The organism is Agaricicola taiwanensis (assembly GCF_014635245.1).
In the GTDB taxonomy this organism is placed as follows: Bacteria; Pseudomonadota; Alphaproteobacteria; order Rhizobiales; family Methylopilaceae; genus Agaricicola; species Agaricicola taiwanensis.
Genome location: NZ_BMCP01000001.1, coordinates 1,457,642 through 1,484,378, shown reverse-complemented (window position 1 = coordinate 1,484,378; position 26,737 = coordinate 1,457,642). Strand labels below are relative to the sequence as shown.

General features: G+C 62.6%; 26 protein-coding genes and 1 tRNA gene. 12 read left to right on the top strand and 15 right to left on the bottom strand.

All coding sequences use genetic code 11. The annotated features are described in order from the left end of the window. Positions 1-51: 51 nt before the first annotated feature. Positions 52-549, bottom strand: a complete 498-nt coding sequence (locus tag IEV58_RS18215) for a response regulator (RefSeq protein ID WP_229729226.1) — start codon at positions 547-549, stop codon at positions 52-54. Positions 550-755: 206 nt separating this feature from the next. On the opposite strand from IEV58_RS18215, the gene IEV58_RS07175 reads away from it, so the two are divergent. From IEV58_RS07175 to IEV58_RS07160, 4 genes are all read left to right on the top strand, one after another. Continuing rightward, positions 756-829: transfer RNA gene (locus IEV58_RS07175), tRNA-Gln, on the top strand. Between the two features lie 111 nt (positions 830-940). Continuing rightward, positions 941-1,168 carry a DUF6538 domain-containing protein gene (locus IEV58_RS07170; RefSeq protein ID WP_188408969.1) on the top strand — a complete coding sequence of 76 codons (228 nt, stop codon included), beginning with the start codon at positions 941-943 and terminating at the stop codon, positions 1,166-1,168. A gap of 71 nt (positions 1,169-1,239) precedes the next feature. Continuing rightward, a complete protein-coding gene (locus IEV58_RS07165; protein ID WP_188408968.1) occupies positions 1,240-1,620 on the top strand; it encodes a RidA family protein in 381 nt (126 codons plus the stop codon). Positions 1,621-1,831: 211 nt separating this feature from the next. After that, a complete protein-coding gene (locus tag IEV58_RS07160; RefSeq protein WP_188408967.1) occupies positions 1,832-2,788 on the top strand; it encodes a LysR substrate-binding domain-containing protein in 957 nt (318 codons plus the stop codon). Positions 2,789-2,826: 38 nt separating this feature from the next. On the opposite strand, the gene IEV58_RS07155 is transcribed toward IEV58_RS07160, so the two are convergent. The 10 genes from IEV58_RS07155 to IEV58_RS07110 are packed head-to-tail and all read right to left on the bottom strand — an operon-like array spanning position 2,827 to position 13,491. After that, on the bottom strand, positions 2,827-4,329 hold the full coding sequence (locus IEV58_RS07155) for a tripartite tricarboxylate transporter permease (protein ID WP_188408966.1): 1,503 nt from the start codon (positions 4,327-4,329) through the stop codon (positions 2,827-2,829). Further along, positions 4,329-4,772 carry a tripartite tricarboxylate transporter TctB family protein gene (locus IEV58_RS07150; protein WP_188408965.1) on the bottom strand — a complete coding sequence of 148 codons (444 nt, stop codon included), beginning with the start codon at positions 4,770-4,772 and terminating at the stop codon, positions 4,329-4,331. Before IEV58_RS07150 ends, IEV58_RS07155 begins: the two co-directional genes overlap by 1 nt. 48 nt (positions 4,773-4,820) lie before the next feature. Continuing rightward, complete coding sequence (gene acnA / locus IEV58_RS07145; protein ID WP_188409115.1) at positions 4,821-7,439, bottom strand: aconitate hydratase AcnA; 2,619 nt, start codon at positions 7,437-7,439, stop codon at positions 4,821-4,823. 23 nt (positions 7,440-7,462) lie between these two features. Beyond that, positions 7,463-8,434, bottom strand: coding sequence for a Bug family tripartite tricarboxylate transporter substrate binding protein (locus tag IEV58_RS07140; RefSeq protein ID WP_188408964.1), 972 nt, complete (start codon positions 8,432-8,434; stop codon positions 7,463-7,465). Between the two features lie 34 nt (positions 8,435-8,468). Then, a complete protein-coding gene (locus IEV58_RS07135; protein WP_188408963.1) occupies positions 8,469-9,641 on the bottom strand; it encodes a mandelate racemase/muconate lactonizing enzyme family protein in 1,173 nt (390 codons plus the stop codon). After that, positions 9,638-9,958 carry a hypothetical protein gene (locus IEV58_RS07130; protein ID WP_188408962.1) on the bottom strand — a complete coding sequence of 107 codons (321 nt, stop codon included), beginning with the start codon at positions 9,956-9,958 and terminating at the stop codon, positions 9,638-9,640. Before IEV58_RS07130 ends, IEV58_RS07135 begins: the two co-directional genes overlap by 4 nt. Then, positions 9,945-10,328, bottom strand: a complete 384-nt coding sequence (locus IEV58_RS07125; RefSeq protein ID WP_188408961.1) for a hypothetical protein — start codon at positions 10,326-10,328, stop codon at positions 9,945-9,947. The genes IEV58_RS07130 and IEV58_RS07125 overlap by 14 nt, the downstream gene beginning before the upstream one ends. After that, a complete protein-coding gene (locus tag IEV58_RS07120) occupies positions 10,325-11,023 on the bottom strand; it encodes a 2Fe-2S iron-sulfur cluster-binding protein (RefSeq protein WP_188408960.1) in 699 nt (232 codons plus the stop codon). Before IEV58_RS07120 ends, IEV58_RS07125 begins: the two co-directional genes overlap by 4 nt. Continuing rightward, a complete protein-coding gene (locus tag IEV58_RS07115) occupies positions 11,020-12,795 on the bottom strand; it encodes an FAD-binding protein (protein ID WP_188408959.1) in 1,776 nt (591 codons plus the stop codon). Before IEV58_RS07115 ends, IEV58_RS07120 begins: the two co-directional genes overlap by 4 nt. Positions 12,796-12,804: 9 nt before the next feature. Next, the gene (locus IEV58_RS07110; RefSeq protein WP_188408958.1) at positions 12,805-13,491 is read right to left on the bottom strand and encodes a 4-carboxy-4-hydroxy-2-oxoadipate aldolase/oxaloacetate decarboxylase; all 687 of its coding nucleotides are present in this window, start codon (positions 13,489-13,491) and stop codon (positions 12,805-12,807) included. 335 nt (positions 13,492-13,826) lie between these two features. Here IEV58_RS07110 and IEV58_RS07105 point away from each other — a divergent pair, with 335 nt between their 5' ends. The 3 genes from IEV58_RS07105 (at position 13,827) to IEV58_RS07095 (ending at position 16,413) form a co-directional block, all read left to right on the top strand. Further along, on the top strand, positions 13,827-14,282 hold the full coding sequence (locus tag IEV58_RS07105) for a DUF3302 domain-containing protein (RefSeq protein ID WP_188408957.1): 456 nt from the start codon (positions 13,827-13,829) through the stop codon (positions 14,280-14,282). Positions 14,283-14,284: 2 nt separating this feature from the next. Beyond that, positions 14,285-15,520: an HlyD family secretion protein gene (locus IEV58_RS07100; protein ID WP_188408956.1), complete on the top strand. Its 1,236-nt coding sequence runs from the start codon at positions 14,285-14,287 to the stop codon at positions 15,518-15,520. 170 nt (positions 15,521-15,690) lie between these two features. Then, the gene (locus IEV58_RS07095) at positions 15,691-16,413 is read left to right on the top strand and encodes an isochorismatase family protein (protein WP_188408955.1); all 723 of its coding nucleotides are present in this window, start codon (positions 15,691-15,693) and stop codon (positions 16,411-16,413) included. A gap of 39 nt (positions 16,414-16,452) precedes the next feature. Here the strand turns inward: IEV58_RS07095 and IEV58_RS07090 are convergent, their stop codons facing one another. Further along, the gene (locus IEV58_RS07090; RefSeq protein WP_188408954.1) at positions 16,453-17,514 is read right to left on the bottom strand and encodes an ABC transporter substrate-binding protein; all 1,062 of its coding nucleotides are present in this window, start codon (positions 17,512-17,514) and stop codon (positions 16,453-16,455) included. A gap of 467 nt (positions 17,515-17,981) precedes the next feature. Here IEV58_RS07090 and exbB point away from each other — a divergent pair, with 467 nt between their 5' ends. From exbB to IEV58_RS07070, 4 genes are all read left to right on the top strand, one after another. Continuing rightward, positions 17,982-18,995 (top strand): tonB-system energizer ExbB, encoded by a 1,014-nt coding sequence (gene exbB / locus IEV58_RS07085; RefSeq protein ID WP_188408953.1) that lies wholly within the window; start codon positions 17,982-17,984, stop codon positions 18,993-18,995. A 6-nt stretch (positions 18,996-19,001) separates the two neighbouring features. Beyond that, positions 19,002-19,448: a TonB system transport protein ExbD gene (gene exbD / locus IEV58_RS07080; protein WP_188408952.1), complete on the top strand. Its 447-nt coding sequence runs from the start codon at positions 19,002-19,004 to the stop codon at positions 19,446-19,448. Further along, on the top strand, positions 19,445-20,293 hold the full coding sequence (locus IEV58_RS07075) for a TonB family protein (protein WP_188408951.1): 849 nt from the start codon (positions 19,445-19,447) through the stop codon (positions 20,291-20,293). Before exbD ends, IEV58_RS07075 begins: the two co-directional genes overlap by 4 nt. 62 nt (positions 20,294-20,355) lie before the next feature. Continuing rightward, positions 20,356-21,567, top strand: a complete 1,212-nt coding sequence (locus IEV58_RS07070; protein WP_188408950.1) for a CaiB/BaiF CoA transferase family protein — start codon at positions 20,356-20,358, stop codon at positions 21,565-21,567. 6 nt (positions 21,568-21,573) lie between these two features. Here the strand turns inward: IEV58_RS07070 and IEV58_RS07065 are convergent, their stop codons facing one another. Then, on the bottom strand, positions 21,574-22,950 hold the full coding sequence (locus IEV58_RS07065) for a CoA transferase (RefSeq protein ID WP_188408949.1): 1,377 nt from the start codon (positions 22,948-22,950) through the stop codon (positions 21,574-21,576). A gap of 145 nt (positions 22,951-23,095) precedes the next feature. Between IEV58_RS07065 and IEV58_RS07060 the strand changes: the two genes are divergently transcribed. Beyond that, positions 23,096-24,700, top strand: a complete 1,605-nt coding sequence (locus IEV58_RS07060) for a peptide chain release factor 3 (RefSeq protein ID WP_229729225.1) — start codon at positions 23,096-23,098, stop codon at positions 24,698-24,700. Positions 24,701-24,724: 24 nt separating this feature from the next. Here the strand turns inward: IEV58_RS07060 and IEV58_RS07055 are convergent, their stop codons facing one another. Then, positions 24,725-25,483, bottom strand: a complete 759-nt coding sequence (locus IEV58_RS07055; protein ID WP_188408948.1) for a phosphatase PAP2 family protein — start codon at positions 25,481-25,483, stop codon at positions 24,725-24,727. 2 nt (positions 25,484-25,485) lie between these two features. Next, complete coding sequence (gene ribA / locus IEV58_RS07050) at positions 25,486-26,640, bottom strand: GTP cyclohydrolase II RibA (protein WP_188408947.1); 1,155 nt, start codon at positions 26,638-26,640, stop codon at positions 25,486-25,488. Positions 26,641-26,737: the final 97 nt, after the last annotated feature.

The following is a 26,737-nucleotide window of genomic DNA, read 5'->3' as shown; positions in this document are numbered from 1 at the left end:
CGCTTTGTTCGCAAGCAGTGTAACAGGCTATACGGGCGCGGCAAACTCTCTTCAGCCGGCGGCGGTATCCAGTCGGGGAAAGGCACCCGCTGCGCGCGCCGCATTTTCGCGTGGCAGCGGCCCGAAATAACCGCCGATCTGGATGAAAGGACGCGGCCGCGCGACGACCGATTCAAGCCGTTGCAACAGGTCCTTAGCGGAAAACGGCTTGACGATGATCTCGTTGACGCCCGCCTGAATGGCCGCATGGATCTGATAGCGCTGGGTATGCGCGGTCATGACGATGATGGGCACGGTGGCGAAAGGCGATGTCTTGGGATTGCGGATCAGGCGCACCATCTCCTCGCCGTTCAGCATCGGCATTTCCCATTCGGTGAGGATCGCATCGGGACGAAACTGATGGACCATCTCCAGGCCCTGGGCACCATCGCTTGCTTCATAGACGCGGCCGACCGGAAAGCCGGTCAGCAGGCCGCGCGCGATCTTCCGCATATGCGGATCGTTGTCGATCACGAGGATGGAAAGTCGTGCGAAAGGACCCGACGCCACTGCTGCCTCTCTACGCATGCCACAAGGCACGAGCGCTCAGCCTAACGTGGCATCGGTTGAGAATCTGTCACCGGATCCATAAAAATTACATCGAAAGCGGTGGTCCGTGCCGTCGTGGCAGATTTGACGCATTTGCCCCTTGCCCTTCCCGGCGCACCTCGCTATGTGAACGTGCGTTGCGCAGGCGCTGGCCTGCCCACCTCTGTTGGGGAATAGTTCAACGGTAGAACTGCGGACTCTGACTCCGTCAATCTAGGTTCGAATCCTAGTTCCCCAGCCATTCACTTCCAAGCCATTGAGATCGCGCAAGCCCCTTGCAAAATCAAGGGATTCATTGCAATACTCTGTCCCGTTCAGGTGTCCCATTTGGCACCCCAGCCGGGGGCATCACATGGCGCTGAACACCTATCTCAAACGTCGCGGATCAATCTACTATGCGCGCATGGTGGTGCCGACCGATTTACGGGCCATCATCGACAAGAACGAACTCGCCGAGTCGTTAGGCACCCGCGACCAGAGAGAGGCAAAGTGCCTCCTCGGCCGCTCAGGGAGGCCTGGGAGCGATTTCGACGAATTCGTGCTCGGCGGGAAATCAGCGCTGCTGAAGGTCATCCACTGATTAGGATTGAGAGCCCCTGTGGCATCGAGCGCCGCTTAATCAAATTACACACAAGGAACGGAAGACATAGAATGAAACAGGATACTGCGGTTACGACGAAGTCAAAGAGCTTCAACACCCCGGGTTTCCGGGCAGGCGATTGGATCGCGATCTCAGGTCAGACCGGACGCATCGGTGAAACTCTTGTTCCCGGGGGCTTCGAAGCAGAGTGCAGGCAGGCCTTTCAGAACATCGCCGATATCCTGGAGCGCAACGGCTTGCCGCTGACTTCGATCGCCAAAGTCAACGTCTATTTGGCCGATATGGCGGACCGCGATGCGCTCAACACCATCTATATGGATTTCTTCAAGGGGCATCTTCCTGCCCGCACCACGGTGGGAGTGAATCAACTCTCGCGCAACGCCCGCGTCGAAATCGAAGGATGGGCTTACGCTGGCCAGCCTTCAGCCTGAACCGCACCTATTCCGTGAGTCTTGCAGTTTTCTAATAAGTGTTCGGATCGTGTTTGCGATACGATCTTCCCGGTGGGTTCTTACATCGGAGCGCGCCGCTTGCTACATCAAAGGGCAGCCGCCTAGAATGACAACCCGATGAGCAGAACCCACGCTCGGATGAGCCCCCCGCTCATCCGAGAATCCTGACGATGGTCAGCTGACGGCATTCATGAATCTCAGATCACTGGAAAGTCTCTGCAAAGTGGTCGATTGTGGCTTGAGCATCTCGGACGCTTCGGACAAGCTCAACCGCTCCCAGCCTACAGTGTCCCGCCAGATCCAAGAGATTGAGCGCGACGTTGGTGTAAAGATCTTCGATCGGCAGCGTAACCGGCTCCTGCGGCTCACCCGCGAGGGCGAGCAGATCGTCGAGATCGCGCGGCGACTGCTTCGCGACCAGCAGAGTCTTCAGCGGATCGGTGAAGATGCGCGGCACGGCAATATCGGTGAACTGACGGTCGCGACCACGCACACGCAGGCGTGCTACAGTCTGCCCCCGGTGGTACGCAATTTCATGGCGAACTACCCGCAGGTCAATCTGACACTGCGCCAGGGCGATCCGGTGCAATGTCACGAGCTGGTCGCGCAGGGGCTGGCTGATCTCGCCGTCTGCACCGAAGCACGTGATCCTCCCGACGGCGTGATCTTCATTCCCTGCTTTCGCCTCAACCGCAGCATCGTCACGCAGAAGGACCACCCGCTGACCAGGACCGGCGGGCTGACGCTGGAAAAGGTGTCCAAGTATCCCCTCATCACCTACGGCGAGGCCTTTAGCGGCCGCGACGCCATGGAACGAGCCTTTGCCTCGAAGGGCCTCACCCCGAAAGTTGTGATGAGCGCGGTCGATGCCGACGTCAGCAAGGCCTATGTCGGATTTGGGCTCGGCATCGCCATTCTCGCGACAATCGCATTTGATCCTGCCCGCGATACCGAACTGAAGCGGCTCGATGCACGCCATATCATTCCGTCCAGCGCGCTCGGCATCGTCGTGCCCAAAGCGAGTTATCTCAGACAATACATGACCGACTTCATCATCGGCTTTGCCCCGCATGTCACGGAGCGCCGTCTCAGGCGCATATTGCTCGACGGCAAGAATATCGCGGTGGGCGACTGCCCCGAGATCTGAAACAGGCTGCGCGCCTTGGAACTCACATCATCCGTCGCTCAGGCCTCAAGTATCGCGCGTTCCTTCTGGCTTCGAAGGCTCGGGATCGTCAGGACCAGCATGATCAGGAACATAAAGACCAGGAAGCCGAGGCTGATCGGACTGGTGAAGAACACGGACGGATCGCCGCGCGACATCAGCATGGCGCGGCGGAAGTTCTCTTCGATCATTGGACCAAGCACAAAGCCGAGGATGAACGGCGCCGGCTCACAATCCAGTTTGACGAAGATATAGCCCGCCAGCCCGAACAGCGCGACGAGCCAGATATCGACCTCGTTGAACTTGAGCGAGAAGACGCCGATGCAGCACAGGACGAGAATGCCCGGAAACAGCACCCGATAGGGGATGCGCAGCATGCTGGTCCAGACACCCACCAGGGGAAGGTTGAGGACGACGAGCAGAAGATTGCCGATCCACATGCTGGCGATGAGGCCCCAGAACAGCGAGGGATGGCTGGTGATCACCTGGGGACCGGGCACAATCCCTTGAATCATAAGGGCGCCGAGCACGAGGGCCATGGTCGCGCTGCCGGGAATGCCAAGCGTCAGCGTCGGAATGAAGGATGTCTGCGCCGAAGCGTTGTTGGCGGCCTCTGGAGCCGCAACGCCCTCGACGGCACCCTGACCGAAGCGTGACGGGTCCTTCGCGATTCTCTTCTCAAGCATATAGGCGGCAAAGGTCGCGATGGTCTGCCCTGCACCCGGCAGCACTCCGAAGAATGAGCCAACAAGCGTGCCGCGCATGATCGGCTTCACCGCCTGCCTCATTTCATCCCGGTTCGGCATCAGCCCTGAGATCCTGCCCGTGAAGACCTCGCGTTTCTCGACCGTCTCGAGATTCTTGACGATCTCGGCAATGGCGAACAGGCCCATGGCCGCGACGGCAAACTCGATGCCCTCCACAAGCCCGGATGAACCGAAGGTGAAGCGGCGCACGCCGGTGTTGATGTCGACGCCGGCAAGCCCCACCAGTATGCCGAAAAGCGCCATCAACACGCCCTTTGCCATCGAGCCGTGCACAAGGGCGGATGTGAAGACCAGCGCCATCAGCATCAGCGAGAAGTATTCGACAGGGCCAAACTCTAGGGCGATCTTGGTGAGAGGCGGGCCCGCCACCACGATCAACGCGGTGCCGAAGCAGCCGGCGACGAAGGAACCGATGGCGCAAAGCGCCAGCGCGGCCCCTGCGCGCCCCTTGCGTGCCATCTGATAGCCGTCGATGCAGGTGACGACCGAGGAGGATTCTCCCGGCAGATTGACGAGGATTGCGGTTGTCGAGCCGCCGTAGGCCGCACCGTAATAAATGCCAGCCAGCATGATCAGCGCGCCCTCCGACGGCAAACCGAAGGTTAGCGGCAGCAGCATGGCGATGGTGACGACCGGACCGACGCCGGGAAGAACGCCAATGAAGGTGCCGAGCGTTACCCCGATCAGGCAGTAGAGCAGGTTCCAGGGGTCGGCCGCCACGCTGAAGCCGAGGGCGAGGTTCGACAGAATGTCCATCAGATCGGCCCCAGTTCGATGTTCAGGCCAAGGCCGTAGATGAAGATCCCGACGCAGACGGCGGCAAGGATCAGCGACATGACCACGGTCTCCAGCCACCCGCCGTCGGAATTGGCAAGGCGGCTGATCCCCACAAGAAGGAAAATGGCTGGGATGAGCCCTAGCGGCCGGATCGCGAGGCCAAAGCTAACGATGGCGGCGAGAACGGCGATCAGCGGGCGAAAATGGAACCGTTCGATCGGCGCGGATGCGTCTGACGCCATGAGGGACCGGACGGCGACAAAAGCGCCCCCCGCTGCGATGGCCACGTTGAGCATCGCCGGAAACATGCCAGGTCCCATCTGGGCGAGCGTTCCCATTCGGTAGGAGGTGCTGATGATGAGCCCGCCAAGTCCGAGCAGCGTAAACAGCACGCCCGACGCCAGATCCTTGCTGATGTGCATTGCTTCCTCCCTCAACCCGATTGGTCCGTTTGACGGACGCACTTCTGTCTAGCGGACGAGAAACGGCATGATGCCGCCCGCACGCGCATAGAGAATTTCTCGGTCCGTCTCGATCTGGAGCCGGACCGGAATCCTATCCTCGCCTCTGGACGAGCGGATGCAGAGCTCCAGTTCGACTCCGGGAGCGAGATCCTCGCGTATGCCCCCGATCGTGAAGGTCTCCGTGCCTGCTAGAGCAAGCGAAACAGCCGACACTCCGGCGGGAAGCACGAAAGGCAGCACTCCCATTCCGACGAGGTTGGTACGATGGATGCGCTCAAAGCTCGACGCGATGACCGCGCGGACGCCCAGAAGCCGCGTGACTTTCGCCGCCCAGTCCCGCGCGCTCCCGGTGCCGTATTCCGCGCCAGCGAGGATGACCAGTGGCACCTTCTCGGCGGCGTAGCGTTCGGCGGCTTCGAAGATCGACATCACCTCGCCGGATGGCTGGTGGGCCGTGATGCCACCCCCGGCGCCGACCATCAGGTTGCGCAGCCGGGCGTTGGAAAACCCACCGCGCACCATCACATCATGGTTCATGCGGCGCGCGCCGTAGTTGACGAAGTCCTTTGGAGCAACCCCGAAGGAGGCCAGATATTTCCCGGCTGGCGAGGAGGCCGCGATGACGCCAACCGGTGAGATATGATCCGTGGTGATGCTGTCACCGAAAAGGGCGAGCGGGCGTGCATCGACTATGTGTGTCAGCGCCGACCGGCGGAACGGCTCATCAAGGAAAGGCGGTTCCTTGAGGTTGGTGGACGCGGGATCCCAGCTGAAAAGATCACCTTTCGGCGCTTCAATGCGCTTCCAGAGAGGACTGACCTCCTTCGCCATCTGATCATAGGCGTCCGCGTAGCGCGCAGGTGTCACCCATTCCGAGATCATCGCCTCTATGTCACGGCGGCTCGGCCAGATATCGCGAAGGAAGACAGGCTGGCCGTCGGAGCTTGTTCCCAGCGGCTCTTTTTCGAGATCGATATCGGCCCGTCCGGCAAGGGCCATGGCAACCACAAGCGGAGGGCTCATCAGGAAACCCAGCTTCACCTTAGGATGAATGCGCCCTTCGAAATTGCGGTTGCCGGAGAGGGCTGCCGCAACAACGAGCTCACTTGTCTCAAGCGTGCTCTCGACCTCCGGCAGGAGGGGCCCGGAATTTCCGATGCAGGTCGTGCAGCCAAAGCCGATCAGGGAGAAGCCGAGCCGGTCGAGATGGCGTTGAAGTCCGCTCGCCTCGAGATAGCCGCTGACCGCGCGCGATCCTGGTGCAAGCGATGTCTTTACCCACGGCCTGGCTGAAAGGCCCTTGGCTACGGCGTTCTTTGCGAGAAGACCCGCCGCGATCATCACCTCAGGGTTGGACGTGTTCGTGCAGGAGGTGATCGCGGCAATAACAAGAGAGCCGTCCGAAAGCCCCATCGTCTTGACCGGCGGGCGGGAAATCGCCTCCGCCACGGTCGGCTTGAGCTGACGGAGCGGCACCTTGTCCTGCGGGCGCTTGGGGCCGGCGACGACCGGTTCGATCTCGGAAAGGTTGAGCGTCAGAACGCGGCTGTAATCGACATCGCCCGGCTTCGGTACGCCGAAACAATCCTGTGCGCGGTAATAGGCTTCGACCGCCGCGACCTCTTCCGGCGAGCGGCCGGTCATCCGCATATAGGCGAGCGTCCTCTGATCGACCGGAAAGAACCCGACCGTGGCGCCATATTCAGGCGCCATATTGGCGATGGTCGCGCGGTCAGGGACGGACAGCTCGTTGAGCCCCTCACCGAAGAACTCCACGAACTCACCGACGACCTTGTTCTGGCGCAGCCAATTGGTGACGTGAAGAACGAGGTCGGTGGCCGTGACGCCGTCCTGCAAGATTCCCGCGACGTCAACGCCGGTGACTTCGGGCGCACGCAGCACCACCGGCTCGCCCAGTATGGCGGCCTGCGCCTCGATACCGCCCACGCCCCAGCCAAGCACGCCCAGCCCCGTGATCATGCAGGTGTGGCTGTCCGTGCCGACAAGGCTGTCGGGGAAAACATCGCCGTTGCGGGAGAGGATTCCCCTGCTGAAGCGCTCAAGATTGATCTGGTGAAGAATTCCGAAGCCGGGCGGCACAATCTCGATGCCCGGCATCGCCTGCATCGCCCATTTAACGAAACGGAACCGCTCTTCATTGCGCGCGATCTCAATTTCGAGATTGCGCTCGGACGCATCGGGATGACCGTGATGGTCGACCGCCAAGGTGTGGTCGATCACCATGGAGACGGGAATGCGGGGAGCCAACGCATCGGGCTCGCGGCCGGTCCGTGCGAAGTGAGCGCGCATCGCCGCCATGTCACCCAGCAAGGGAATCCCGGCGATGTCCTGGAGGACAAGACGCCCGGCATAGAAGGGCATCTCGGTCTCGCGCTTCTCCTGGGGCTGCCAGCGGGCCAGCGCATCAAGGCTGTCCAGGCTGGCGTCTTCGGTTGCCGCATGCCGAAGCAGGGCTTCGAGGATAACGCGCAGCGAGCGCGGCATCCGTGCGATGCCGGCGTAGCCAAGCCCCGCCAGGGTCGGAAGCGACCAGAAATGCCCTGAGTTACCTGGCGCCGCAAAAGGACGCCGGGTAACCTGGAGGCTCTCACGCGTGAGACGCATCGCAGGCACCAGACGTTCAGAGATCATTGAGCCTTGGCGCCGGAATCCTCGACGACCTTCGCCCACTTCTCAGCCTCGCTCCCGATGTAGGCTTCGAACTCGGCGGGAGTGCTGCCGACCGGCTCCGCGCCGTCGCTCCTGATGCGCTCGATGACGTCAGGCATCTTCAGGACCTTGGCGATCTCCTGCTGGAGATAATCGCGAACACTGTCGGGCGTACCGGCGGGAGCGAGGATGCCGTACCAGCCACTCACCTCGTAGCCGGGAAAACCCTTTTCCGCGATGGTAGGCACGTCAGGCATCAGCGGCGAGCGCTCAAGGCTCGTCACGGCAAGCGCGCGGACATTACCCTGGGCCGCCTGCGGACCGCCTGACACAATAGTTGGGAAGAAGGCATCAACCCGGCCACCGATCGTGTCGGTGAGAGCGGGCCCGGCACCCTGATAGGGAATATGCGTGCCCTTGAAGCCGGCGCTCGTCTTCAACAGCTCCATGCCGAGATGGCCCAGAAGACCAACACCCGAAGAGGCATAATTGATGCCGTTCTTCTGCTCCTTGGCGTAGGTGATAAACTCCTCGAATGTCTTGGCCGGTGACTTGTTCGGAACGACGAGCAGATAGGGTTGGCTCGTCAGTTGTGTGATCGGAACAAGATCCTTGAAGCTGTCGTAGGGGATGTCGTCGAGAAGGCTCGGATTGGTCGCATGAGCCGCGGTCACCGCGGCCAGGGTGTAGCCGTCCGGCGCCGCCTTCGCGACCAGTTCGCCGGCGATCGTACCGCCGGCGCCCGGGCGATTGTCGACGATGATCTGCTGGCCGACGGAATCCTTCAGCTTGTCGGCGATGATGCGAACGATGGTGTCCGTGCCGCCACCGGGCGTGACCGGAAGAATGATGGTGATGGGTTTTGTCGGGTAAGAACCCTGAGCCAGGGCGGATGTCGAAACCGCGCCAACAAATCCTACTCCAAGTATAGCTGCCAATATCTTGTTCATTTTACGCCTCCCCTTGATTGTTTTGTGCTGGCTTTTACGTCTGCACGATCTCGCTATGCAGCGTGTGATGTCGTAGTCGTTCTTCATCAATCGCGACACCAAGCCCCGGCCCTGTCGGTACGGTGACTTGCCCATTCTTCACGACGAAATCCGTCTCCGCGACCAGGGGATCGGGTGCCGTGGTATTGAGGCCGAACAGGAACTCGGCCCCGCCCATCGTCCGCTTCAGCGGGATGCTGGCTCCGAAATGAGCGCCGGCTGCAGCCTCAAGCTGCGACTGGATGGCAAGACCGCCGCAGTTGAGGCGGATATCGGATGCCTCGGCAATGGCTGCCACTTTCCGCGCGACGCTGATGCCGCCCATCTTGTAGGGCTTGATGCAGAAGACGTCGGCGGCGCCGGCACGAGCGATCGCATAGGCGTCTTCGACCGACATCAATGCCTCATCAGCCATTATCGGAATGCCGGCGGCAACGCGGCGCAGCTCCGCCATTGCTTCAAGATTGCGGCGCGCGACCGGCTGCTCGATGTAGGCGACGTCAAGCTCACCAAGGGCAAGGATGGCCGCTGCACTGTCGTACACGCTCCAGCCCGCATTGGGATCGACGCCGATCTCGACGTCCGGTCCCACCGCCGTGCGCACGGCTTCGAAATTCGTCACATCTTGCCGCCAGCCGCGGCGGTCGGCCGCCTTGATGCAGAGCACGCGGATGCCGAACTCGTCGACAGCGCGCCGGGCCTCGGCAACCATCACGGCCGGCTCGTCCGCAAGGCTGACCGACCATTCCAGCGGCAGCACCGGCTGACAGCAGCCGCCAAGCAGCGTGTGGACCGGAACCCCGAGCGCTTTGCCGACCCAGTCATGGAGCGCGATGTCGATGACGGCACGGGCCGCGGGATTGGCGGCGAGGCGGCTGTCGAACAGCTCGGAAAGATGGCCGATATTGAAGGCCGATTGCCCAAGCATTATCGGCCCGAAGATGTCCCGGATGGCAGCAACGACGCTCATCGTCGTGTCCGGCACGAAATGGCCGGGAGAGATCGCGCGGATCTGTGCCATGCCGACGATGCCGTCTGCGTGGATCTTCACGAGGACAGGCTTGCCAAGCAGCTGGCCGGGCGCGCCGGTGTCATAGTTTCCGCTCGAAAAGATCCGCCGCACCCGCGTCGGCAGATCGGTGACGAAAATCTCGATCCGCTCGATCATCTGACGTGCTCGAGCAGGCTGTAGAGCACGAGGCCGCCGAAGACGAGCACGGCCGCGGTCCATGCCGATGCAGCGGCGCCGGCAAGGACCGCCTTCTGGCCGCGCGGCGCAATGCGGCGCAGGCCGCTGTAGCCATGGACGAGAATGATCAGCAGCAGAAGGCCGAGCATCACCGGATGGCGTGACCAGGAGACACCCCAGACATGCAGCAGCACGAGCGGAGCCAGAAGCAGCCCGGATGCGCGTTGTGCCAGCCAGAGCCATACCGGCGTGACGCGGAACGGGCGCCCATAGACGATGCGTTCAGAGGCCGGCATAGCGTGAGATCTCCCGAAGGGCGAAGAGGGCCGAAATACCGGTGATGACATAGAAGGAGGTCCGGTAATGCGTGGTGTATCCGAGGTCACCTGCGATCAGCTTGAGGCTATAAAGCGTATGGAACGCGATGCTGAAGTAGAGCACGGCGTGAACCAGCGGCACGTTCTGGATTGAATAGAGCCAGGTGTGCTGACTGTAGGTTTCCCGCCAGCCCTCCACATGCAGCAGCGCCTGTACCACCACATGGATGAGAACAAAGCCGATGATCACAATGCCCGAAAAACGGTTCGTCAGGCGGGACATGCGGCCATAGAGCAGCGTGTCGGCCTGATGCGTTCCGTTGCGCGGGAGGGTGGCGCGGCGACTCATGCGGTCCTCCCGGTTCCGAAGATCATGTCCTTGCGGAACTCGCGGATGGCCTCGGCAGGGCTGAGGTCGGCGGGGCAGAGTTGAGTGCAGAGATCACAACCAAAGCACTCGACCATGCCGGCGCCGACGGCCTGCTGGAGGCGATCCTTGTCGTCAGATGGATGGATCGCCATCTGGCGCAGCTTCAGCATGAAGGCAGGGCCATCGAACGCCCGCTCCTCGACGGCGGGACAGGAGGAGACGCAGACCATGCAGGCAAGGCAGGAGTCGAGTTGGCAGATGTCTCCGGCAAGCTCCGGGTCAATCGCATCCGGCGTGCCCTCGTGCTCCGTGGCGCGCTGCGGCGTCAGCGCCAGCGCGGCATAGCGCGCCTCAACCTCGGTGCGGTCGATGACGAGGTCCCGCAGGACGGGGAACGGCTGCAGCGGCTCGATCTTCATGTGCGGTTTGCACTGCTCCTGGCAGGCAAGAACCGAGACGCCATTCACCCGCACCGCGCAGGTGCCGCAGCGACCGATGCGGCAGGCGAACTGATAGGCAAGGTCGCCTGCCTGGTTTTCATAAATGGAGCGGATGACATCAAGCACCCGCATGTTCTCCATACCTTCCACCTCAAAGGTGTCGTAGTGGGCAGGCTCGCCACTAGATGGGTCATGGCGGCGGATTTCGGCTGTAACGGTTACGGTTCTTGTCATTGGGCAGGCACCAGGGAGGATTGGGTTGCCGGTTTGGGCGCAAGCGTGGTGTCGACCTCTTGCGTGCGAACTTCAAAGACCTGCCCGACGCGGCGGATGCAGATGTTCCGCTGCCAAGCCGGATCGATGTCTGGATGATCCTGCCGATAATGTGCGCCGCGCGTTTCCCTGCGATGCAGGGCGGCGGTTGCCATGAGCTCGGCCACGTCGAGCATGTTTTCAAGCTCCAGCGCCTCCATCCACTCACGGTTGAGCACCCGGTGGCGGCTGGTCACGCGGACGCGCGGCATCACCTCGCGGCGAAGATTGGCGAAGACGTCGAGCGCCGCCTCAAGCTTGGGGCCGTTGCGGACAAGGCCGACATCATCCCACATCAGCTTCTGGATGCGTTTCTTGACCTCGATCGGACGGATGCCCTCGCCGGGCTGGAGGGCGCTCTCAAGCCTTCCGGCTGCGCGACGGGCGGCATCGAGCCCTTCGTTTTGATCGAGCCCCCTGCCCTCGGCATAGCCTGCGGCCGCCACGCCGGCGCGACGGCCGAACACCTGAATGTCCGGCATGGAGCTGCCGCCGAGACGGTTGGCACCGTGCACGCCGCCGGCGGCCTCGCCCGCCGCATAGAGGCCCGGAACGGCAGACCGGCACCAAGGGTCGATCTTCACGCCGCCAAGCGTGTAGAGGGCGCTCGGCATGACCTGGATGGGAGCTTCGAAGCGGGCCTGGGGCTCGCCGTAATTCTCCAGAAGGCGCTTCACATAGATCGGCCGCTCATGAAGGAAGTGGTCGAACACCTGCGGGTCCGGCACCATGAGAACGCCGCCTTCCGGCGTACCGCGTCCCTCCAGGATTTCGAGCATGATCGCACGGGCAAGAACGTCGCGCGTGCTGCCTTCCTTGCGCACGGGATCATGCTTCAACACGAAGCGCTCACCCTGCGTGTTGAGGAGATGCGCGGCATCGGCCTTCGGATCGTAATGCCGCATGCCGTAGTGAGCCGGCTCGGTCAGCGTGTAGCCGCGAATACTTGGCGGATAGACGAACGAGATCGGGATGAACTGCATAAATTCGATGTCGACCATCTCGGCGCCGGCGCGCAGGGCGATCCCGATGCCATCGCCTGTGTTGATGGCCGGCCCAGAGCTGGTCTCGTAGAGCTGCGAGGTTCCCCCGGTGGCGATGACGAGCGACTTGCAGGCGATGTAGCGCCAGCAGCCACGCGCAAGATCCAGCACAAGGCCGCCTGTAACCTCACCCTTGTCGTTCTGGACGACCTCGGCAAGCATGTGGAAGTCACAGATCCGGACGCCGCGCTTGTGCAGCTGGTGGACCATGACTTCGGTGATGCCGATTCCCTCGTCCGTCGATCCGATGGTGCGGACGTAGGTTCCGCCACCGGTCATCGAGAGATTATAGCGGGTTGCTTCCTTGCGGTCCCAGGTGAGTCCATAGTCTTCGAGGTCGTAAGCACGATCCATCGCCTCATAGGCAAGGATCCTCGCTAGCTCATGATTGTTGATGTAGGCGCCGGACTCCAGGGTGTCCTGGAAGAAGGCATCGGGCGAATCCTGAGGGTTGAGCCCCGAGACCGTGTTGTAACGACCACCCGACATGCGGGTGTGGTTCGCGCGATGAGGGCCCTTTGCCAGAACAACGACGCGCTGGCCGGCGTCGTGGGCCGCAATCGCGGCACGCATGCCCGCGGCACCACTCCCGGCGATCAGCACATCGGTAGATTCAAGATGAAGATCGACACTGTCCGAATCGACCGGCATGGCTTTCTCCTAATCGACGTAACGGACTTTTCCTTCGAGCTCCTTGTCGATCCAGCTGTCGCCATAAAGGATCTCAAGGGGCTTCTTGCCGGCACGGATATCGGCGGCCTGCTGGTATTCCATCTCCATCCGCTTCTGCGCGATGTCGAGAATTTCAGCGACGCGCTCGAAGGGGATGACTGCGACGCCGTCGTCATCGGCAACGATCACATCACCAGGGGCAACAACGATGCCGCCAACAGTGACCGGTACATTGATGGAGCCTGGGGTGTTCTTCTGCGCGGAGCGGGGGTTCACGCCGCGTGAGAACACCGGAAACTTCTCTTCGCGCAGCAGACGCACGTCGCGGATGCAGCCGCTGGTCACGAGCCCGACGACACCACGGGCCCGCGCCTGCAGCGACATATTATGGCCGAAGGAGCCGACCCGCGCCTCGGCACCCTCGTCAATGACCAGAATATCGCCCGGCTGGGCCATGAGAATGGCCTTGTGGGTCGTGATATTGTCATTGGGGTAGTTGGAAACAGTCAGGGCGGAACCGATGAAGCGGGCGCCTTCGTAGATCGGTTTGATGTCTGGATTCATGACCCCGTGCCGCCCCATGCTGTCGCAAAGGGTCGAGGTCCAGATTTCCTCAAACTTCGCCAGAACATCCGACGGTGTGCGTCGCGTATGTGCTTTGATGGTGGCGTACACCACACCCCTCCCATGACTTGATCTTCACTGGAGTGATAAGCAACGATGATTGCAGGGTAAAACTCGTATTCTTCAGATAGCATACGAAAAATGCATACTGGGATCGTGGCGCCGCGCGAACGAGCTCCTGGGTGGCGCCTCCCCGCCTAAGCCGCCTGAAGTAGTGGACAAGCTCGACGGTATATCCGTCCCGTGGCATGATCGGTTGGTAAGGCTTGGCGTTGCATCCCGTCCTGGGAGGTTGGTCATGGCCATGTTCTCGCAGTCCCAGCTTGGTACGCATTCCTTCCCCGGAATAGCGGCGCACCCATGACCTGAAATCCGAGGGGCGAAACATGGCCGCGTCGCTGCACCCCGCCGCACCCCATCATCTGCCGGCCTTCATCGCCGGCCCAGGCGAAACCGACGTGTTGATGACCACGATGGCCGTTTTCCTGCTCGTCACCGTCATGGGCGTCGGCATCCTTTTCCTGCGTCTGCACACCCTGCCCGAGCGCATCGCCCACAAGTCGAAGAAGATCCAGTTCGAGATCGTGGCCGTGCTCGGCCTGCTCGCCCTGTTCACGCATATGCACATCTTCTGGGTCGCAGGGCTTCTTCTGGCACTGATCGACATCCCGGATTTCGGATGGACATTCAACCGGATGGCCGGGTCGCTGGAGAAAATAGCCAGGATACCGCCAGGCAGGGGAGCCGCCGGCGTGCCCGATGACCCCGTAGCGGCGGACGCTCCGGAAGAGCCTGAGAAACCGCCAACGTCGCAGTTCGTCACCGCTGTCGGGGAGAGATAGTCATGCTCGAACTTCTTCTCTGCTCGCTCGTGACGATCGTTCCGGACTACCTCTACCGCCGATACAGGCAGGGAAAGCGGTTTGGACGCGAGATTACCCTCTATTCCGTATTCTTTGAGCTCCGGTGGGGGATCACCACCTGCCTCATGCTGACCATCGGACTGATCACGGTGATCTTCTACAACCATCCGTCAACGACCAGCGCCACTCTCTATTTCCGGACCGTTCCGATCGTATCGGAGACAAACGGGCGGGTCGCCGAGATCTTCGTGGACGGCATCAGCCAATCGATGAAGCAAGGCGAACCGATCTTCCGGCTGGACAGTTCGGCACAGGACGCCGCCGTCGAGGGCGCCCGGCGCAAGATCGCCGAGGTCGAGGCAGCCCTCGTCGCGGCGAAGACGGATGTCGCCGCGGCGGATGGCAGGATGCGGGAAGCCAGAAGTGCGCACCAGCAGGCGCTGGACGAACTGGAAACGAAGCAGGAGCTGAACCAGCGCAACTCGGCGACCGTCGCGGCTCGCGAGATCGAGCGCCTCGAAAACCTCGTCGAGGGGCGCGAAGGCGCAATCGCCGCCGCGCAAGCAGCCAAGGAAGCCGCCGAGGTGCGAATCTCGACCCTCCTACCGGCCGAGATGGCGAGCGCCGAGGCCGCACTGGCACAGGCTCGGGTCGATCTCGACAAGACTGTCATCCGTGCCGGTGTCAGCGGCCGCGTGGAGCAGTTCACCCTCAGGGTCGGAGACATCGTCAATCCGTTCGCACGGCCGGCCGGAATCTTGATTCCGGAGGAAGCCGGCCGGCGCGCCATCGCGGCGGGTTTCGGGCAAATCGAGGCGCAGGTGATGAAGCCCGGGATGGTTGCCGAGGTGACCTGCATTTCCAAGCCCTGGACGGTAATTCCAATGGTGGTGACGAGCGTCCAGGATTTCATCGCCGCCGGCCAGTTCCGCGGTGGGGAACTGCTCGTGGACGCGCAGCAGGTGGTGCGGCCAGGCAGCATCATGGTGCTGCTGGAACCGCTTTACGAAGGCGGGCTCAAGGGCGTGACGCCGGGCTCAAGCTGCATCGCCAACGCCTACTCCAGCAACCATGACGTGATCGAATCCGGCGAAATCGGCTTCTGGCGCGGGCTTGCCTTGCACGGCGTGGACGCCGTTGGCCTCGTCCACGCAGCAATCCTGCGGATGCAGGCGCTGATCTTGCCCGTCCGGACCCTGGTGTTCAGCGGCCATTGAGGTGGAGCGCCGGAAGCGCACGATGAGGAGGCACACAGCTCACCGTCCGTGGGCTTTCTCCGACTCCTTGGTTTCTCCTGAACCTTTCTCCTTTACAGCACTGGAAGCCTTGGCCGAAACTGCCATGGGGCATGCCTCATGCCCTCATTCCAGAAAGGACGGTGCCGACAATGACCGAACGCGTATGGGACAAATATCTGACGGAGAAGGAACGGGCCTGGCTGAAGACGCGCCCGGTTCGTGATTTCACGCTGGGGAAGCGCGCCGCGCTTATCATGATCGATCTCTATCGCGGTGGATTCGGCGATAAGCCCGAGCCGTTGGAGGTATCACTTAAAACATGGCCCTGGAGCTGCGGCCTCAACGGCTGGAACGCGCTGCCCAGCGTCGTGCGGCTGCTGGAGACGGCCCGGGCGATCAAAATGCCGGTCATCCATATCAACATGCGCGATCCCAGCGACGGCCTGCTGGGCTGGATCGAGGCGCGGCAGAAGACGGGCCCGGGTGCCTTGACCAGTTCCGCGGCGGATGAAGACATGCGCTATCGCTCCACGCGCATCATCGATGAGGTTGCTCCTGGCCCGGGCGAGGCGGTGATCGCAAAGGCGGCACCGAGCGCCTTCTGGGGCACGCCGCTGGTCGCGCATTTGAGGCAGCTGGATGTGGACACGCTGGTGGTGGCCGGCATGACGACCAGTGGCTGCGTTCGTGCAACCGTGGTCGATGCGGCGGCCAATCGGCTGAATGTCGTGATCCCGGAGGAATGTGTGTTCGACCGGATCGAAGCCTCGCATGCCATCAGCCTGTTCGACATGCAGAGCCGCTTCGCCGATGTCGTTCCGGTGCAGCGCGTTCTGGAAGCGATGACCGGAAAGGTCGCGACCGCCGCGTAAGACCGATAAGCCCGGCGCGATGGCGCCGGGCTCAAAGCTTCAGCGCACGCCGAAGACCGTGCGCCAGTGGTTCACCACTTTCTTCTGCAGTTCGGGATTGATGATGCTCTCGCCGTCGACCATGACGTTCTTGAGATCCTTCGTTGCCGGCAGATGTTTTCGCGGCGGCGCATCCGGGTGCGTGACCGGCAGGCCGGCATGCTCCTGAAGCGCCGTCTGCCCCTCAAGCGACAGCAGCCAATTGCCAAGAACCTTGGCGGCATTGGGGTGCGGCGCGTGTTTGGCCACGAACATACGGTTCACCGACAGCGGGAAGCCTGAGTCCGGATAGACGAAGCCGAGCGGCGCTCCATCCTCAAGCATTCCATAGACAGAGAGGTCGGTCAGTTCGGCTATGGCGACGTCGCCACGCACGACCGCCTGGATGATGCCGGCGGATCCTTCGAAAAAGCGAACGTTGTTGTCCTTGAACATCTGCGCGGTGTCGCCCAGCTTCAGCTTGTCTTCCCAATAGACGATCAACTGCTGGGTGGGGATCGAGCGCCAGGGCGGATTCATCGCGACCTTGCCCTTCCACTTAGGATCGAACAAATCCTTCCATTCCTTTGGCTCCTCGCCGGGCTTCACCAGGTTGGTGTTCCAGATGATGACTTCGCGCAGCTGCTGCGTCGTGAAGAGCATGTCGTCGACGATCCATTCCGGCGCGTAGCTCTTGGCCTCGGGAGGAGACCATTTCTCGGCCCAGCCGGATTCGATGCCCTTGTAGAAGTTCTGGTCGGCGATGGTGATGACGACATCGGCAAGATGGCGGCCGGCGTTGTATTCCGTGCCGAAGCGCTCGTTCAGAGGATTACTGCCCAGACGGATGTGCTCCGTGCTGATATCTGGGTAGCGGGCGCGGAACTTCCGAAGGATCGGTTCGATGCCATCGGGCTGGAGGTTGTTGTAGAAAACGACCTTTCCTTCCTTTTTGGCGGCTGCAACCACCTCATCCCAATTCTCCTGCGCATGACCGTATCGGGCGGATTTCATCAGTGCCGCAAGCGACACCCCTCCCCCCGCGAGCCAGGACAAGAACGTGCGACGTGTGGATGCTGGCACTGTGACCTCCCTTGATCTGGACGCTGATTTCCGCGTCCCTTTTGCTGTTTACTATCGACAGCAACCATCTTCGGACAGGTGGTTGCGAACCGCAACAATTATAGGGGTTAGTGGACCCGCCTGCGGAGAGCAGAGCTGACTTTCCCCATCCTTGGCCCCATTTACGGGATGTTGACGCCAGGAGCGTGTCGGTGCCAGCTTCCGACCACACCCTTTGTCTTCGCCGAAAGTTGCAATATAGGGCGTAGTATATCCACCGCATAGGCTGTTTGGAATTCTTCTAATTCCAATAAAAGACTCTTTTATTGACGATCTTTTAGCAAGGGTTTAGGCCAACGGCGAACCATCACTGGAATGGTCCCGGCGTAGAACAGCCGCAAGCTTTAGCAGCCTGAGCATGAATGCTTTGGATGATGTTATTCGACTGACCGTCGAGCGGTTCGTCTGACTTCTGGAAAGGGTTTCGCATGCGTGCGAAAGGTCGTCTTCTCGGTTCGATCCTCGGTGCGATCATGGCGGCGGGCAGCTGCTCCGCCGTCGCTCAAGAGGTTACCCAACCGACACCGCCGGCCGCGCAGGTCAGTGAACCGCAAAATCCGCCGGCTGTGGCCGCTCCATCCGCTCCGGCGGCACAGGCACCTTCCCAGTCTCCCGCCGCTCCTGCCCCGGCACAGGATGTTGCGCCCACCGCCCAGACCGCCCAGCCCACCCCCGAGCCTGCGAACGCCACACCTGTGGAAACGCAGCCCGCACCCACTGCGCCGGCCGCATCCGGCATCGAAACAATCCCGGCGCTGCCCCACAACCTCTCCCCATGGGGGATGTTCATGGCGGCCGATATCGTGGTGAAAGCCGTGATGGTCGGGCTTGCCTTCGCCTCCCTTGTGACCTGGACCATCTGGCTCGCCAAAACCATCGAGATCGCCGCCGCGAAAGCCGCCGTCCGGCGCGTCACCAACGCACTGGTGAAAGCACCTTCCCTCTATGACGTCGCCGGTGCGGGCAAACTTCGTGGCTTCGGGCGCGACCTCGTGCGGGTCGCCGCACATGAAGTCGACCGCTCGGAAGGGCTTCCCGCCGACGGCATCAAGGAGCGCGTTGTCGCCTCGCTGACCCGTACCGAGGCCGGCGCGTCGCGCCGCATGACCCGGGGCATGGGAATGCTTGCCACCATCGGCTCCACCGCGCCTTTCGTGGGCCTCTTCGGCACGGTCTGGGGCATAATGAATTCCTTCATCGGCATCGCCGAATCCCAGACCACCAATCTTGCCGTCGTGGCGCCCGGCATCGCCGAGGCTTTGCTTGCCACGGCCATCGGCCTTGTGGCCGCCATCCCCGCAGTGGTGATCTACAACGTGTTCACGCGCTCCATCTCCGGTTACCGCGCTCTCCTCGCGGATGCTTCAGCGGAAATCATGAAGCATGTGTCGCGCGACCTTGACCGGATGCGCCACGGCCGCCATCTCGCAGCCGCCGAGTGATCCGCCATGGGAGTGAAGCTGACTGAAACCGACGACGATCTGGTCGAGAACCACGAGATCAACGTCACGCCGTTCATCGACGTCATGCTGGTGCTGCTCATCATCTTCATGGTGGCAGCCCCCCTGGCAACGGTCGATGTCAATGTCGATCTGCCGGCGGCCGCCGTGGAGCCGCAGCAGCGGCCGGACAAGCCTCTCTTCGTCACGGTCCAGCCGGACCTGTCGCTCAACCTCGGCAACGACACGATCTCGCGCGATGCCCTTGGTGCCACCCTCGACGCGCAAACCAATGGCGACAAGGAGCAGCGCATCTTCCTGCGCGCCGACAAGACCGTGCCTTACGGCGAACTCATGGAAGTGATGAACGAGCTGCGCCGCACCGGCTATCTCAAGGTCGCGCTGGTGGCGCTTGAGCAGGTCGCTCCCATCGGTGAGACCACGACGCAACCATGAGCCTTGTGATCCCGTATCGGCATGAGAACGGCCTGACGCGCGACCTTGGCCTGTGGGGTGGCGCGGCAGCCGTCGTGGTCGCCGCGCACCTTGGCATCGCCGCCGCGGTCATGGCTTTCCGCGACGAGCCGGAAGCCGGCGGAGCGCCTGAAACGGCCATCATGATCGAGCTTGCGCCGCTTACCACATCGATCGACGCGCCGGAACTGGCGGAGCCGGCCGATATAGCGGCCGAGCAGCAGCTCGAAGAGCCGACTCCTGATGCTGAGCCGGAACCTGAGGTTCTTGAACCTCTCGAACCACCGCCGTTGCAGCCGCTGCCTGAACCCATCATCGAGATGCCAGAGCCGGAAGTCGTTCCTGTGAAGCCGGAGGCTGTTCTTCCCGTCGCAAGGCCAAAACAGCCTGATGCGAAACCCGAGGAAAAGACAAAGCCCGAGGAACTCAAGAAGGAACGGCCCAAGCGGAAGAAGGTCGTCACAAAGCCGAAGTCTGAGGTCTCCAGCCAGCGGTCGGCAACCAATGCACCCCGAGCCGAACGGTCCGCGGCAGCGGAAGCGAGCACTTCCGCGTCGAACGCAAATGCTTTGGCGGCCTGGCAGAACCGGGTGAGTGCCAAGATCCGACGCTTCAGGCGCGCGGGGACAGGAGTGGGAACCGTGAGGGTGCAATTGGTCATCGACGCGAATGGAAACATTCGATCTTCCCAGGCTGCTTCAGGCAATCCCATACTCGACCGAGCTGCTCTGGATATGGTTCGTCGCGCCAACCCTCTGCCGGCGCCGCCGCCCGAGAGCGGCATGGCAAATAAGCCATTCATCGTCCCAATCTTGTTCACGAGATAACTGATCTGGCGGTTGTTTGTCTCTTCTGAAAATGCTTTCTCGGGCCAGCTCGGAGAAAGTTTATGCCTGCACCGCTTGAAGGCCTGCGCGTTCTGGAAATTGCCCGCATTCTCGCGGGGCCCTGGGCAGGTCAGATCCTGGCGGATCTCGGGGCCGACGTCATCAAAGTCGAGAGCCCGAACGGGGATGATACCCGCGGCTGGGGGCCGCCCTTCGTCGAAGGACCCGAAGGGCCGGAAAGCGCCGCCTATTTTCACGCGTGCAATCGCGGCAAACGTTCGATCGCGATTGATTTCTCCAAGCCCGGGGGCCAGCAGATCGTCCGGGACCTGGCCGCCAAGGCCGACGTCGTCATCGAGAACTTCAAGGTCGGCGGGTTGGAGAAGTTCGGCCTCGACCACCGATCCCTTCGCGCGCTCAACCCACGCCTGATCTATTGCTCCGTCACCGGCTTCGGCCAGACCGGTCCCTATGCGCATCGCGCCGGGTACGACATCATGATCCAGGGCATGGGCGGCATCATGGACCTGACCGGGGAACCCGACCGCGAGCCGCAGAAGATGGGCGTTGCCTTCGTGGACATCTTCACCGGCGTCTATAGCGTCGTCGCCATCCAGGCGGCCCTCGCCCATCGTGACAAAACGGGCGAAGGTCAGCACATCGACATGGCACTGCTCGACACGCTGACAGGTGTGCTCGGCAATCAGGCCCTGAATTATCTCGTGTCCGGCACGGCGCCTCGTCGTCTCGGCAACGCGCACCCCAGCATCGTGCCCTATCAGGTCTTCCCCACCTCTGACGGCCACTTCATCGCCGCGGTGGGCAACGACGGGCAGTTCCGCCGCTTCGTCACTGTTCTTGGCGCACCAGAGCTGGCCGACCACTCAAGCTACGCCACCAATCCTTCCCGCGTGACCCATCGCGAGACGCTTGTGCCGCTCATCACGGCGCTGACGGCCAACTTCACACGTGACGATCTGCTTGCGCGGCTGGAGGCGGAAGGAGTGCCGGCAGGGCCGATCAACACGGTTGCCGATGTCTTCGCCGACCCGCAGGTTCTTCACCGGGGCATGCGTATGGACCTTCCCGCCGACGACGGGACGGTGCCCTCCGTGCGGACGCCGATCCTGATGTCGGCCTCTCCGCTTTCCTACACGAAAGCAGCGCCACAGCTGGGCGGGGACACCGCGGCGGTTCTTGCCGAGCTTGGTCGCAGCGCGGAAGAGATCGCGCAGCTGACGGCTGAGGGAATTGTAGCCGGCCCCGCACGATAGGGCGCCTCACCACACCGGTGCGTCATTTCCAAGCGGCACCGGTGGTCTTGCCCAGCGCCAAGCCGCATCCTGCAGCGGCGGCTTCAGCGCACCGACCACGCCGAAGGCTGTGGCATAGTCCTGCCGGAGATCCGCCACCTCGCCACTGGCGGGATTTTGTGCCGGAAAACCCTGCTCCTGGCCGAGTGCCTCATAGGTGTCCCACATCCATTCCGCCGTGCGAGCAAGCGAGAGCGCCACGGACCAGGTCCCGCCCTCATCCATCTGCCTGAGAAGGCAGAGCATGATGCCGAAGGCTGCGAGATAACCGCTCAGATAGTCAAGCGGCTGGCACGGCAGGTTCTTCGGCGGAGAGCCATCGTCCCGCCAGCACATGCCTGATGTAGCCTGCACCAGACTGTCGTAGCCGCGCCGCATGCGCCAGGGACCGGCCCGGGAAAAAGCCGTGAGGTCAACATGGATGATGCCCGGCCGCGAGGCTGCCAATTCATCGGGCGAATAGCCCTTTGCGGCCAGCGCGCCCGGACGATAGGCGTCCATCAAGACATCGGCCGAGGCAAGGAGATTGCTGAAGGTGCTGCGTCCTGATGCCTGCGAGAGATCGATGGTGGCCGACCGCTTTCCGAACCCGGTGTCGATCACGAGCGACTGGATAAAGGGCAGCTGAGGACCTGACACGAGGAGAACCTCTCCGCCATGCTCGGCGAAGGTGCGGCCTGCCATGGGGCCGGCGATGACACGCGACAGATCGAGCATCCGCAACCCGCCGAGCGGCCCTTCGCCCGCGGGCATTCTGCGTGGTGGCGCGTCCCCGATCCGCCTGATCTCCAGGAGCGGCAATGCCCGCACGGCCGCCGCCTGCAAGGTCCCGAGCCATTCCGCACGGCTCCGGACGACGCCGGCACACCAGTTACCGGCAATGGCATCGGCTTCTATTCCAAAGGCATCGCGTTCGCGCGCACGGGCTCTCACTCCTTCAAGATCGGTGGCACCGAGCATCCGCATCAGTCCTTCGCGGAGGTGCGGGAAATTGCCATGGAGGAAAACGTGGCGGTCGTCCGCCGCTTCATAGATGCCGGTGAAGGGATCTCGGAACTTAGCCGCTGTGCCATCCACCGTCAGATAACTTGAATTCGCCATGGCGAGCCCTGCCTGCCGCGTGTCGAGCCGTACGGCCGTCTGCCCGCCACCACGCTGTTCCCGCAGGCACGAGCTCGCGAGCCCCACTGCGGCTAGAACGGCCAGTGCATTTGCGGTCACCGGCCAGGGCGTCGCCAATGCGAGGCCGTTGTCGGTGACTTCCAGGCGCTCTACGGGCGCATCCTCCCAGCCAACAGAGGCCAGCAGATCGTGCAGCGTCGGCATCATGCGATCAGGATACATCAGACTTCTTTCCTCGGTTGCCCCTGTTGACGCGGGAGTTGCGGCAAGCCTTGCCCGTAACTTCACGCGCTGCAAGCCTGCGCGGTTGCCCGCGAGCCCGACTGCTCATTTCCCTGAGGCTCAAAATGCTTTAAGGGAGCGCGCCATGACCATGACCGATCTGCCCACCTCCAAGCTTAATACCAACTACGCCTCGCGCCGCACCTTTGCGATCATTTCGCATCCTGATGCCGGTAAGACGACGCTGACGGAAAAGCTGCTGCTTGCCTCCGGCGCCATTCATCTGGCCGGGCACGTCAGGGCACGCGGCGAGCGCCGGCGCACGCGGTCGGACTGGATGGAGATCGAGCAGAAGCGCGGCATCTCCGTCACCTCATCGGTCATGACCTTCGAGCGGGACGGTGTCGTTTTCAATCTGCTCGATACGCCCGGCCACTCCGATTTTTCCGAAGACACCTATCGCACGCTTTCGGCCGTCGACGCCGCCGTCATGGTGATCGACGCCGCCAAGGGCATCGAGGCGCAGACCCGCAAGCTCTTCGAGGTCTGCCGCCTGCGCGATATCCCCATCATCACCTATATCAACAAGATCGACCGCGAGGGCCTGGATCCGCTGGAGCTGATGGATGCCATCTCCTCCGGTCTCGCGCTCGACCTGACACCGGTGACCTGGCCTATCGGCATGGGCACCGACTTCCGCGGCGTCATCGACATCACTCGCAAGCAGGTGCTGATGCCGGAAGGTGGACGCGGCGGAACACAGGGCCAGCCGATCGCCTTCGACGACGTCAGCGAGATCGGTGCGAAGACCGGTATCGAAGACCGCATCCTGGAGCCGGCGCTCGAGGGATTGGAACTTGCGAGTGGGCTGTTGCCCGCCTTCGATCTGGACTCCTTCCGCGAAGGTCATCTGTCGCCGGTGTTCTTCGGCTCAGCCTTGAAGGAGTTTTCCGTGGCGCAGCTCCTCCAGGGTCTGGGGGACTGGGCGCCGGGGCCCCTGCCCCGCGCCGCCACCACCCGCACCGTGACGGCTGACGAAAGTGCGGTGTCCGGTTTCGTCTTCAAGGTCCAGGCCAACATGGACCCCAATCACCGCGACCGGGTGGCCTTCCTGCGCCTCTGCTCCGGTCGGTTCAAACGCGGCATGAAGCTGTTCAACGCGCGCGAGGGCAAGATGATGACCATCGCCGCGCCGATCTTCTTCTTCGCGCAGGAGCGTGAAACGGTTGATGAGGCGGTGGCGGGAGACATCATCGGCGTTCCCAATCACGGTACGCTCCGTGTCGGCGATACGCTGACGGAAGGCGAGAAGCTGACCTTCGAGGGCATTCCGAGTTTCGCGCCTGAGATGCTTCGCCGCGTAATGCTCGACGATCCGATGAAGGCCAAGCAGCTTCAGAAGGCCCTGAACGATATGGCCGAGGAAGGCGTCACGCAGGTTTTCAAGCCCATGCTCGGCTCTCAGCCGATCGTTGGCGTCGTGGGGCCCCTGCAGCTCGATGTGCTGGCCTCCCGTCTTGTGGGCGAATATGGCGTACCGGTGCGCTATGAGACGGCGCCCTACGTCACGGCGCGCTGGGTGGCCGGCGACAAGGCGGACGTGACGCGCTTCCTTGACCTCAACCGTTCGTCCTGCGGCGAGGACCGCGACGGTGCCCTCGTATTCCTGGCGCGCAATGCCTGGGCGTTGGATCAGGCGATCAAGGATTTTCCATCGTTGAAGTTCCTGGCGGTGCGCGAACGCAGCTGACGGCTTCGGATTCTCCCGCACACCTCAGGAAGGTGTGGGCTCGGGCGTGGTTTGATCTGCCTGTTCAACGGCACCCCGACGCTGCAGCCAAAGCGCCACCACCCAGCAGGCCAGAGCCCATGCGGCGCCGATGGACCAGCCCGCCAGGACGTCCGTTGGCCAATGCACGCCGAGATAAAGCCGGCTGCAGCCGATCATCACCGTCAGCAGAACGGCGATGGCGAGAATATAGGCCCGCAGCCGCGTCCGTGGCGAGACGCGGGTCAGCAGCACGCCAAGCGTCAGGTAGGTGACGGCGGCAAGCATGGCGTGGCCGCTGGGAAAACTCAGCGTGTAGACGTGCACCTCATGAGGCACGAGATCGGGACGGGGCCGATCGAACCCGATTTTCAGGAGGCTCGACAGCGCCATCCCGCCAAACACGGACACCGCGACCAGCAATGATGCGCCGCGCTTGCGGCTCATCAGGAGATAGCCGATCACGACGAGCGTCACCATGGTGAGCACAGGGATGCCGCCCAGGGCGGTGATGTCCCGCGCCATTTCCTGCATCCAGACGGGCCCCCGCGGATCGGTATGATTGGTGGGGTCCCGCAGGGCCAGCAGTACCCATTGGTCGAAGGCGGACGTCTCGCCCTCGCGAACCTCGTCGGCGATCGAGAGAAAGGTCCAGAAGCCGCCGGCGATCAGCAGCAGTGTCGCGATGAGAATGAGCTCACGCCGCGCCAGCGTGACAATCTGCTCGAGAGAGAAGCGGAAAGGCAGCCTGAATCCAAGCGCCATGGCTATTCCGCGGCGGGTTCGCCGAACAGGGCCTCAATACCGATGCGGTGTCCGGCGCGATCCCGCTTGGCCTGCAGGTACCGGACGTTTTCTTCCGTGGGGCGGCCGAACATCCGCAGGTCCTGGACGACATCGATGCCTGCGGCCTTAAGCGCGGCGATCTTCTCTGGATTGTTGGTGAGAAGGTGCACCCGCGCCACGCCCAGAAGCCGGAGCATGGTGCCAGCCATGGCGAAATGACGGCTGTCGAGGTCCAGCCCCAGAACGCTGTCGGCCTGATAGGTGTCCAGTCCATCGCACTGCAGCTTGTAAGCGCGCATCTTGTTGGCGATGCCGGATCCCCGACCCTCCTGATCAAGATAGAGCATAATGCCGCCGCCGCTTTCAGCCATCCGCTTGACGCCGCCGCGCAGCTGATCGCCGCAGTCGCATTTGAGGGAGCCGAAGAGGTCGCCGGTGAGGCAGGCCGAATGAACCCGCGTCAGAACGGGCTTTGAAAGATCCGGATCACCGACCACGATCGCGACCTGATCGCGCATGCCCTCGCCGCCCCGGAACACGACGAACTCACTGTCGCGGGCTTCCGCCAGCGGCACCGGAGAACGGGACACGATGCGCATCTGCCGGGCGGCGATATCGCGGAAGTTAAAGATCGCGGTCGCCTCAACCTCGAGGGCGCCGGCTTCCACGAGCCGCGCGGGATCTTGCGCCTCAACCGCGATGACCGAAGGAATGAGATAGGCAAGCTGTGCCAGTTCGAGGGCCGCCTCTTCCACCGGCGAGACGCTCTCGCCGGTGTCGGTCATGGCGGCGTCGGTCATGGCGGCGTCGGTCTGCCGACTCAAGCGGTCGATCAGATTGCGATCCAGCATCGGGAGCGGAAACCGCCGCGGCCCCACGCCATTGGCCACGCCCAGATGATGCAGGCGAGGCCGGGTCAGAACCAGATAGGCGCCGCGCACCGCCCACTCCAGCATCATGTCCCCGGCCGGACCGTCAACGGCCTCCGTGGGCATGGCAAGGACGGACCGCACACCGCCGGAAAACAGAACCGGGCGACCGGATCGGAACTCCGCGATGGCGCGTTCCACTCGCGTTTGATGGGGATCACCGAAGAGGCTGAAGGCGGGCGAGCGCGACGGTGTGCTGGTCAGCATCAGAGCTCAACTCCTCTCAAACGGGCTGCTCCTGCGGAAAGGAAGGGCATCGCCGCGTCGAACAAAGCTGTTACGTCTGTCGTCAAGGGTTGGATCA

Excerpts from the sequence above, each read along its gene's own strand:
- IEV58_RS07170 (WP_188408969.1), top strand. The coding sequence starts at position 941 with ATGGCGCTGAACACCTATCTCAAACGTCGCGGATCAATCTACTATGCG.
- IEV58_RS07165 (WP_188408968.1), top strand. The coding sequence starts at position 1,240 with ATGAAACAGGATACTGCGGTTACGACGAAGTCAAAGAGCTTCAACACC.
- IEV58_RS07160 (WP_188408967.1), top strand. The coding sequence starts at position 1,832 with ATGAATCTCAGATCACTGGAAAGTCTCTGCAAAGTGGTCGATTGTGGC.
- IEV58_RS07155 (WP_188408966.1), bottom strand. The coding sequence starts at position 4,329 with ATGGACATTCTGTCGAACCTCGCCCTCGGCTTCAGCGTGGCGGCCGAC.
- IEV58_RS07150 (WP_188408965.1), bottom strand. The coding sequence starts at position 4,772 with ATGCACATCAGCAAGGATCTGGCGTCGGGCGTGCTGTTTACGCTGCTC.
- acnA (WP_188409115.1), bottom strand. The coding sequence starts at position 7,439 with ATGCGTCTCACGCGTGAGAGCCTCCAGGTTACCCGGCGTCCTTTTGCG.
- IEV58_RS07140 (WP_188408964.1), bottom strand. The coding sequence starts at position 8,434 with ATGAACAAGATATTGGCAGCTATACTTGGAGTAGGATTTGTTGGCGCG.
- IEV58_RS07135 (WP_188408963.1), bottom strand. The coding sequence starts at position 9,641 with ATGATCGAGCGGATCGAGATTTTCGTCACCGATCTGCCGACGCGGGTG.
- IEV58_RS07130 (WP_188408962.1), bottom strand. The coding sequence starts at position 9,958 with ATGCCGGCCTCTGAACGCATCGTCTATGGGCGCCCGTTCCGCGTCACG.
- IEV58_RS07125 (WP_188408961.1), bottom strand. The coding sequence starts at position 10,328 with ATGAGTCGCCGCGCCACCCTCCCGCGCAACGGAACGCATCAGGCCGAC.
- IEV58_RS07120 (WP_188408960.1), bottom strand. The coding sequence starts at position 11,023 with ATGACAAGAACCGTAACCGTTACAGCCGAAATCCGCCGCCATGACCCA.
- IEV58_RS07115 (WP_188408959.1), bottom strand. The coding sequence starts at position 12,795 with ATGCCGGTCGATTCGGACAGTGTCGATCTTCATCTTGAATCTACCGAT.
- IEV58_RS07105 (WP_188408957.1), top strand. The coding sequence starts at position 13,827 with ATGGCCGCGTCGCTGCACCCCGCCGCACCCCATCATCTGCCGGCCTTC.
- IEV58_RS07100 (WP_188408956.1), top strand. The coding sequence starts at position 14,285 with ATGCTCGAACTTCTTCTCTGCTCGCTCGTGACGATCGTTCCGGACTAC.
- IEV58_RS07095 (WP_188408955.1), top strand. The coding sequence starts at position 15,691 with ATGACCGAACGCGTATGGGACAAATATCTGACGGAGAAGGAACGGGCC.
- exbB (WP_188408953.1), top strand. The coding sequence starts at position 17,982 with ATGCGTGCGAAAGGTCGTCTTCTCGGTTCGATCCTCGGTGCGATCATG.
- exbD (WP_188408952.1), top strand. The coding sequence starts at position 19,002 with ATGGGAGTGAAGCTGACTGAAACCGACGACGATCTGGTCGAGAACCAC.
- IEV58_RS07075 (WP_188408951.1), top strand. The coding sequence starts at position 19,445 with ATGAGCCTTGTGATCCCGTATCGGCATGAGAACGGCCTGACGCGCGAC.
- IEV58_RS07070 (WP_188408950.1), top strand. The coding sequence starts at position 20,356 with ATGCCTGCACCGCTTGAAGGCCTGCGCGTTCTGGAAATTGCCCGCATT.
- IEV58_RS07065 (WP_188408949.1), bottom strand. The coding sequence starts at position 22,950 with ATGTATCCTGATCGCATGATGCCGACGCTGCACGATCTGCTGGCCTCT.
- IEV58_RS07060 (WP_229729225.1), top strand. The coding sequence starts at position 23,096 with ATGACCATGACCGATCTGCCCACCTCCAAGCTTAATACCAACTACGCC.
- IEV58_RS07055 (WP_188408948.1), bottom strand. The coding sequence starts at position 25,483 with ATGGCGCTTGGATTCAGGCTGCCTTTCCGCTTCTCTCTCGAGCAGATT.
- ribA (WP_188408947.1), bottom strand. The coding sequence starts at position 26,640 with ATGCTGACCAGCACACCGTCGCGCTCGCCCGCCTTCAGCCTCTTCGGT.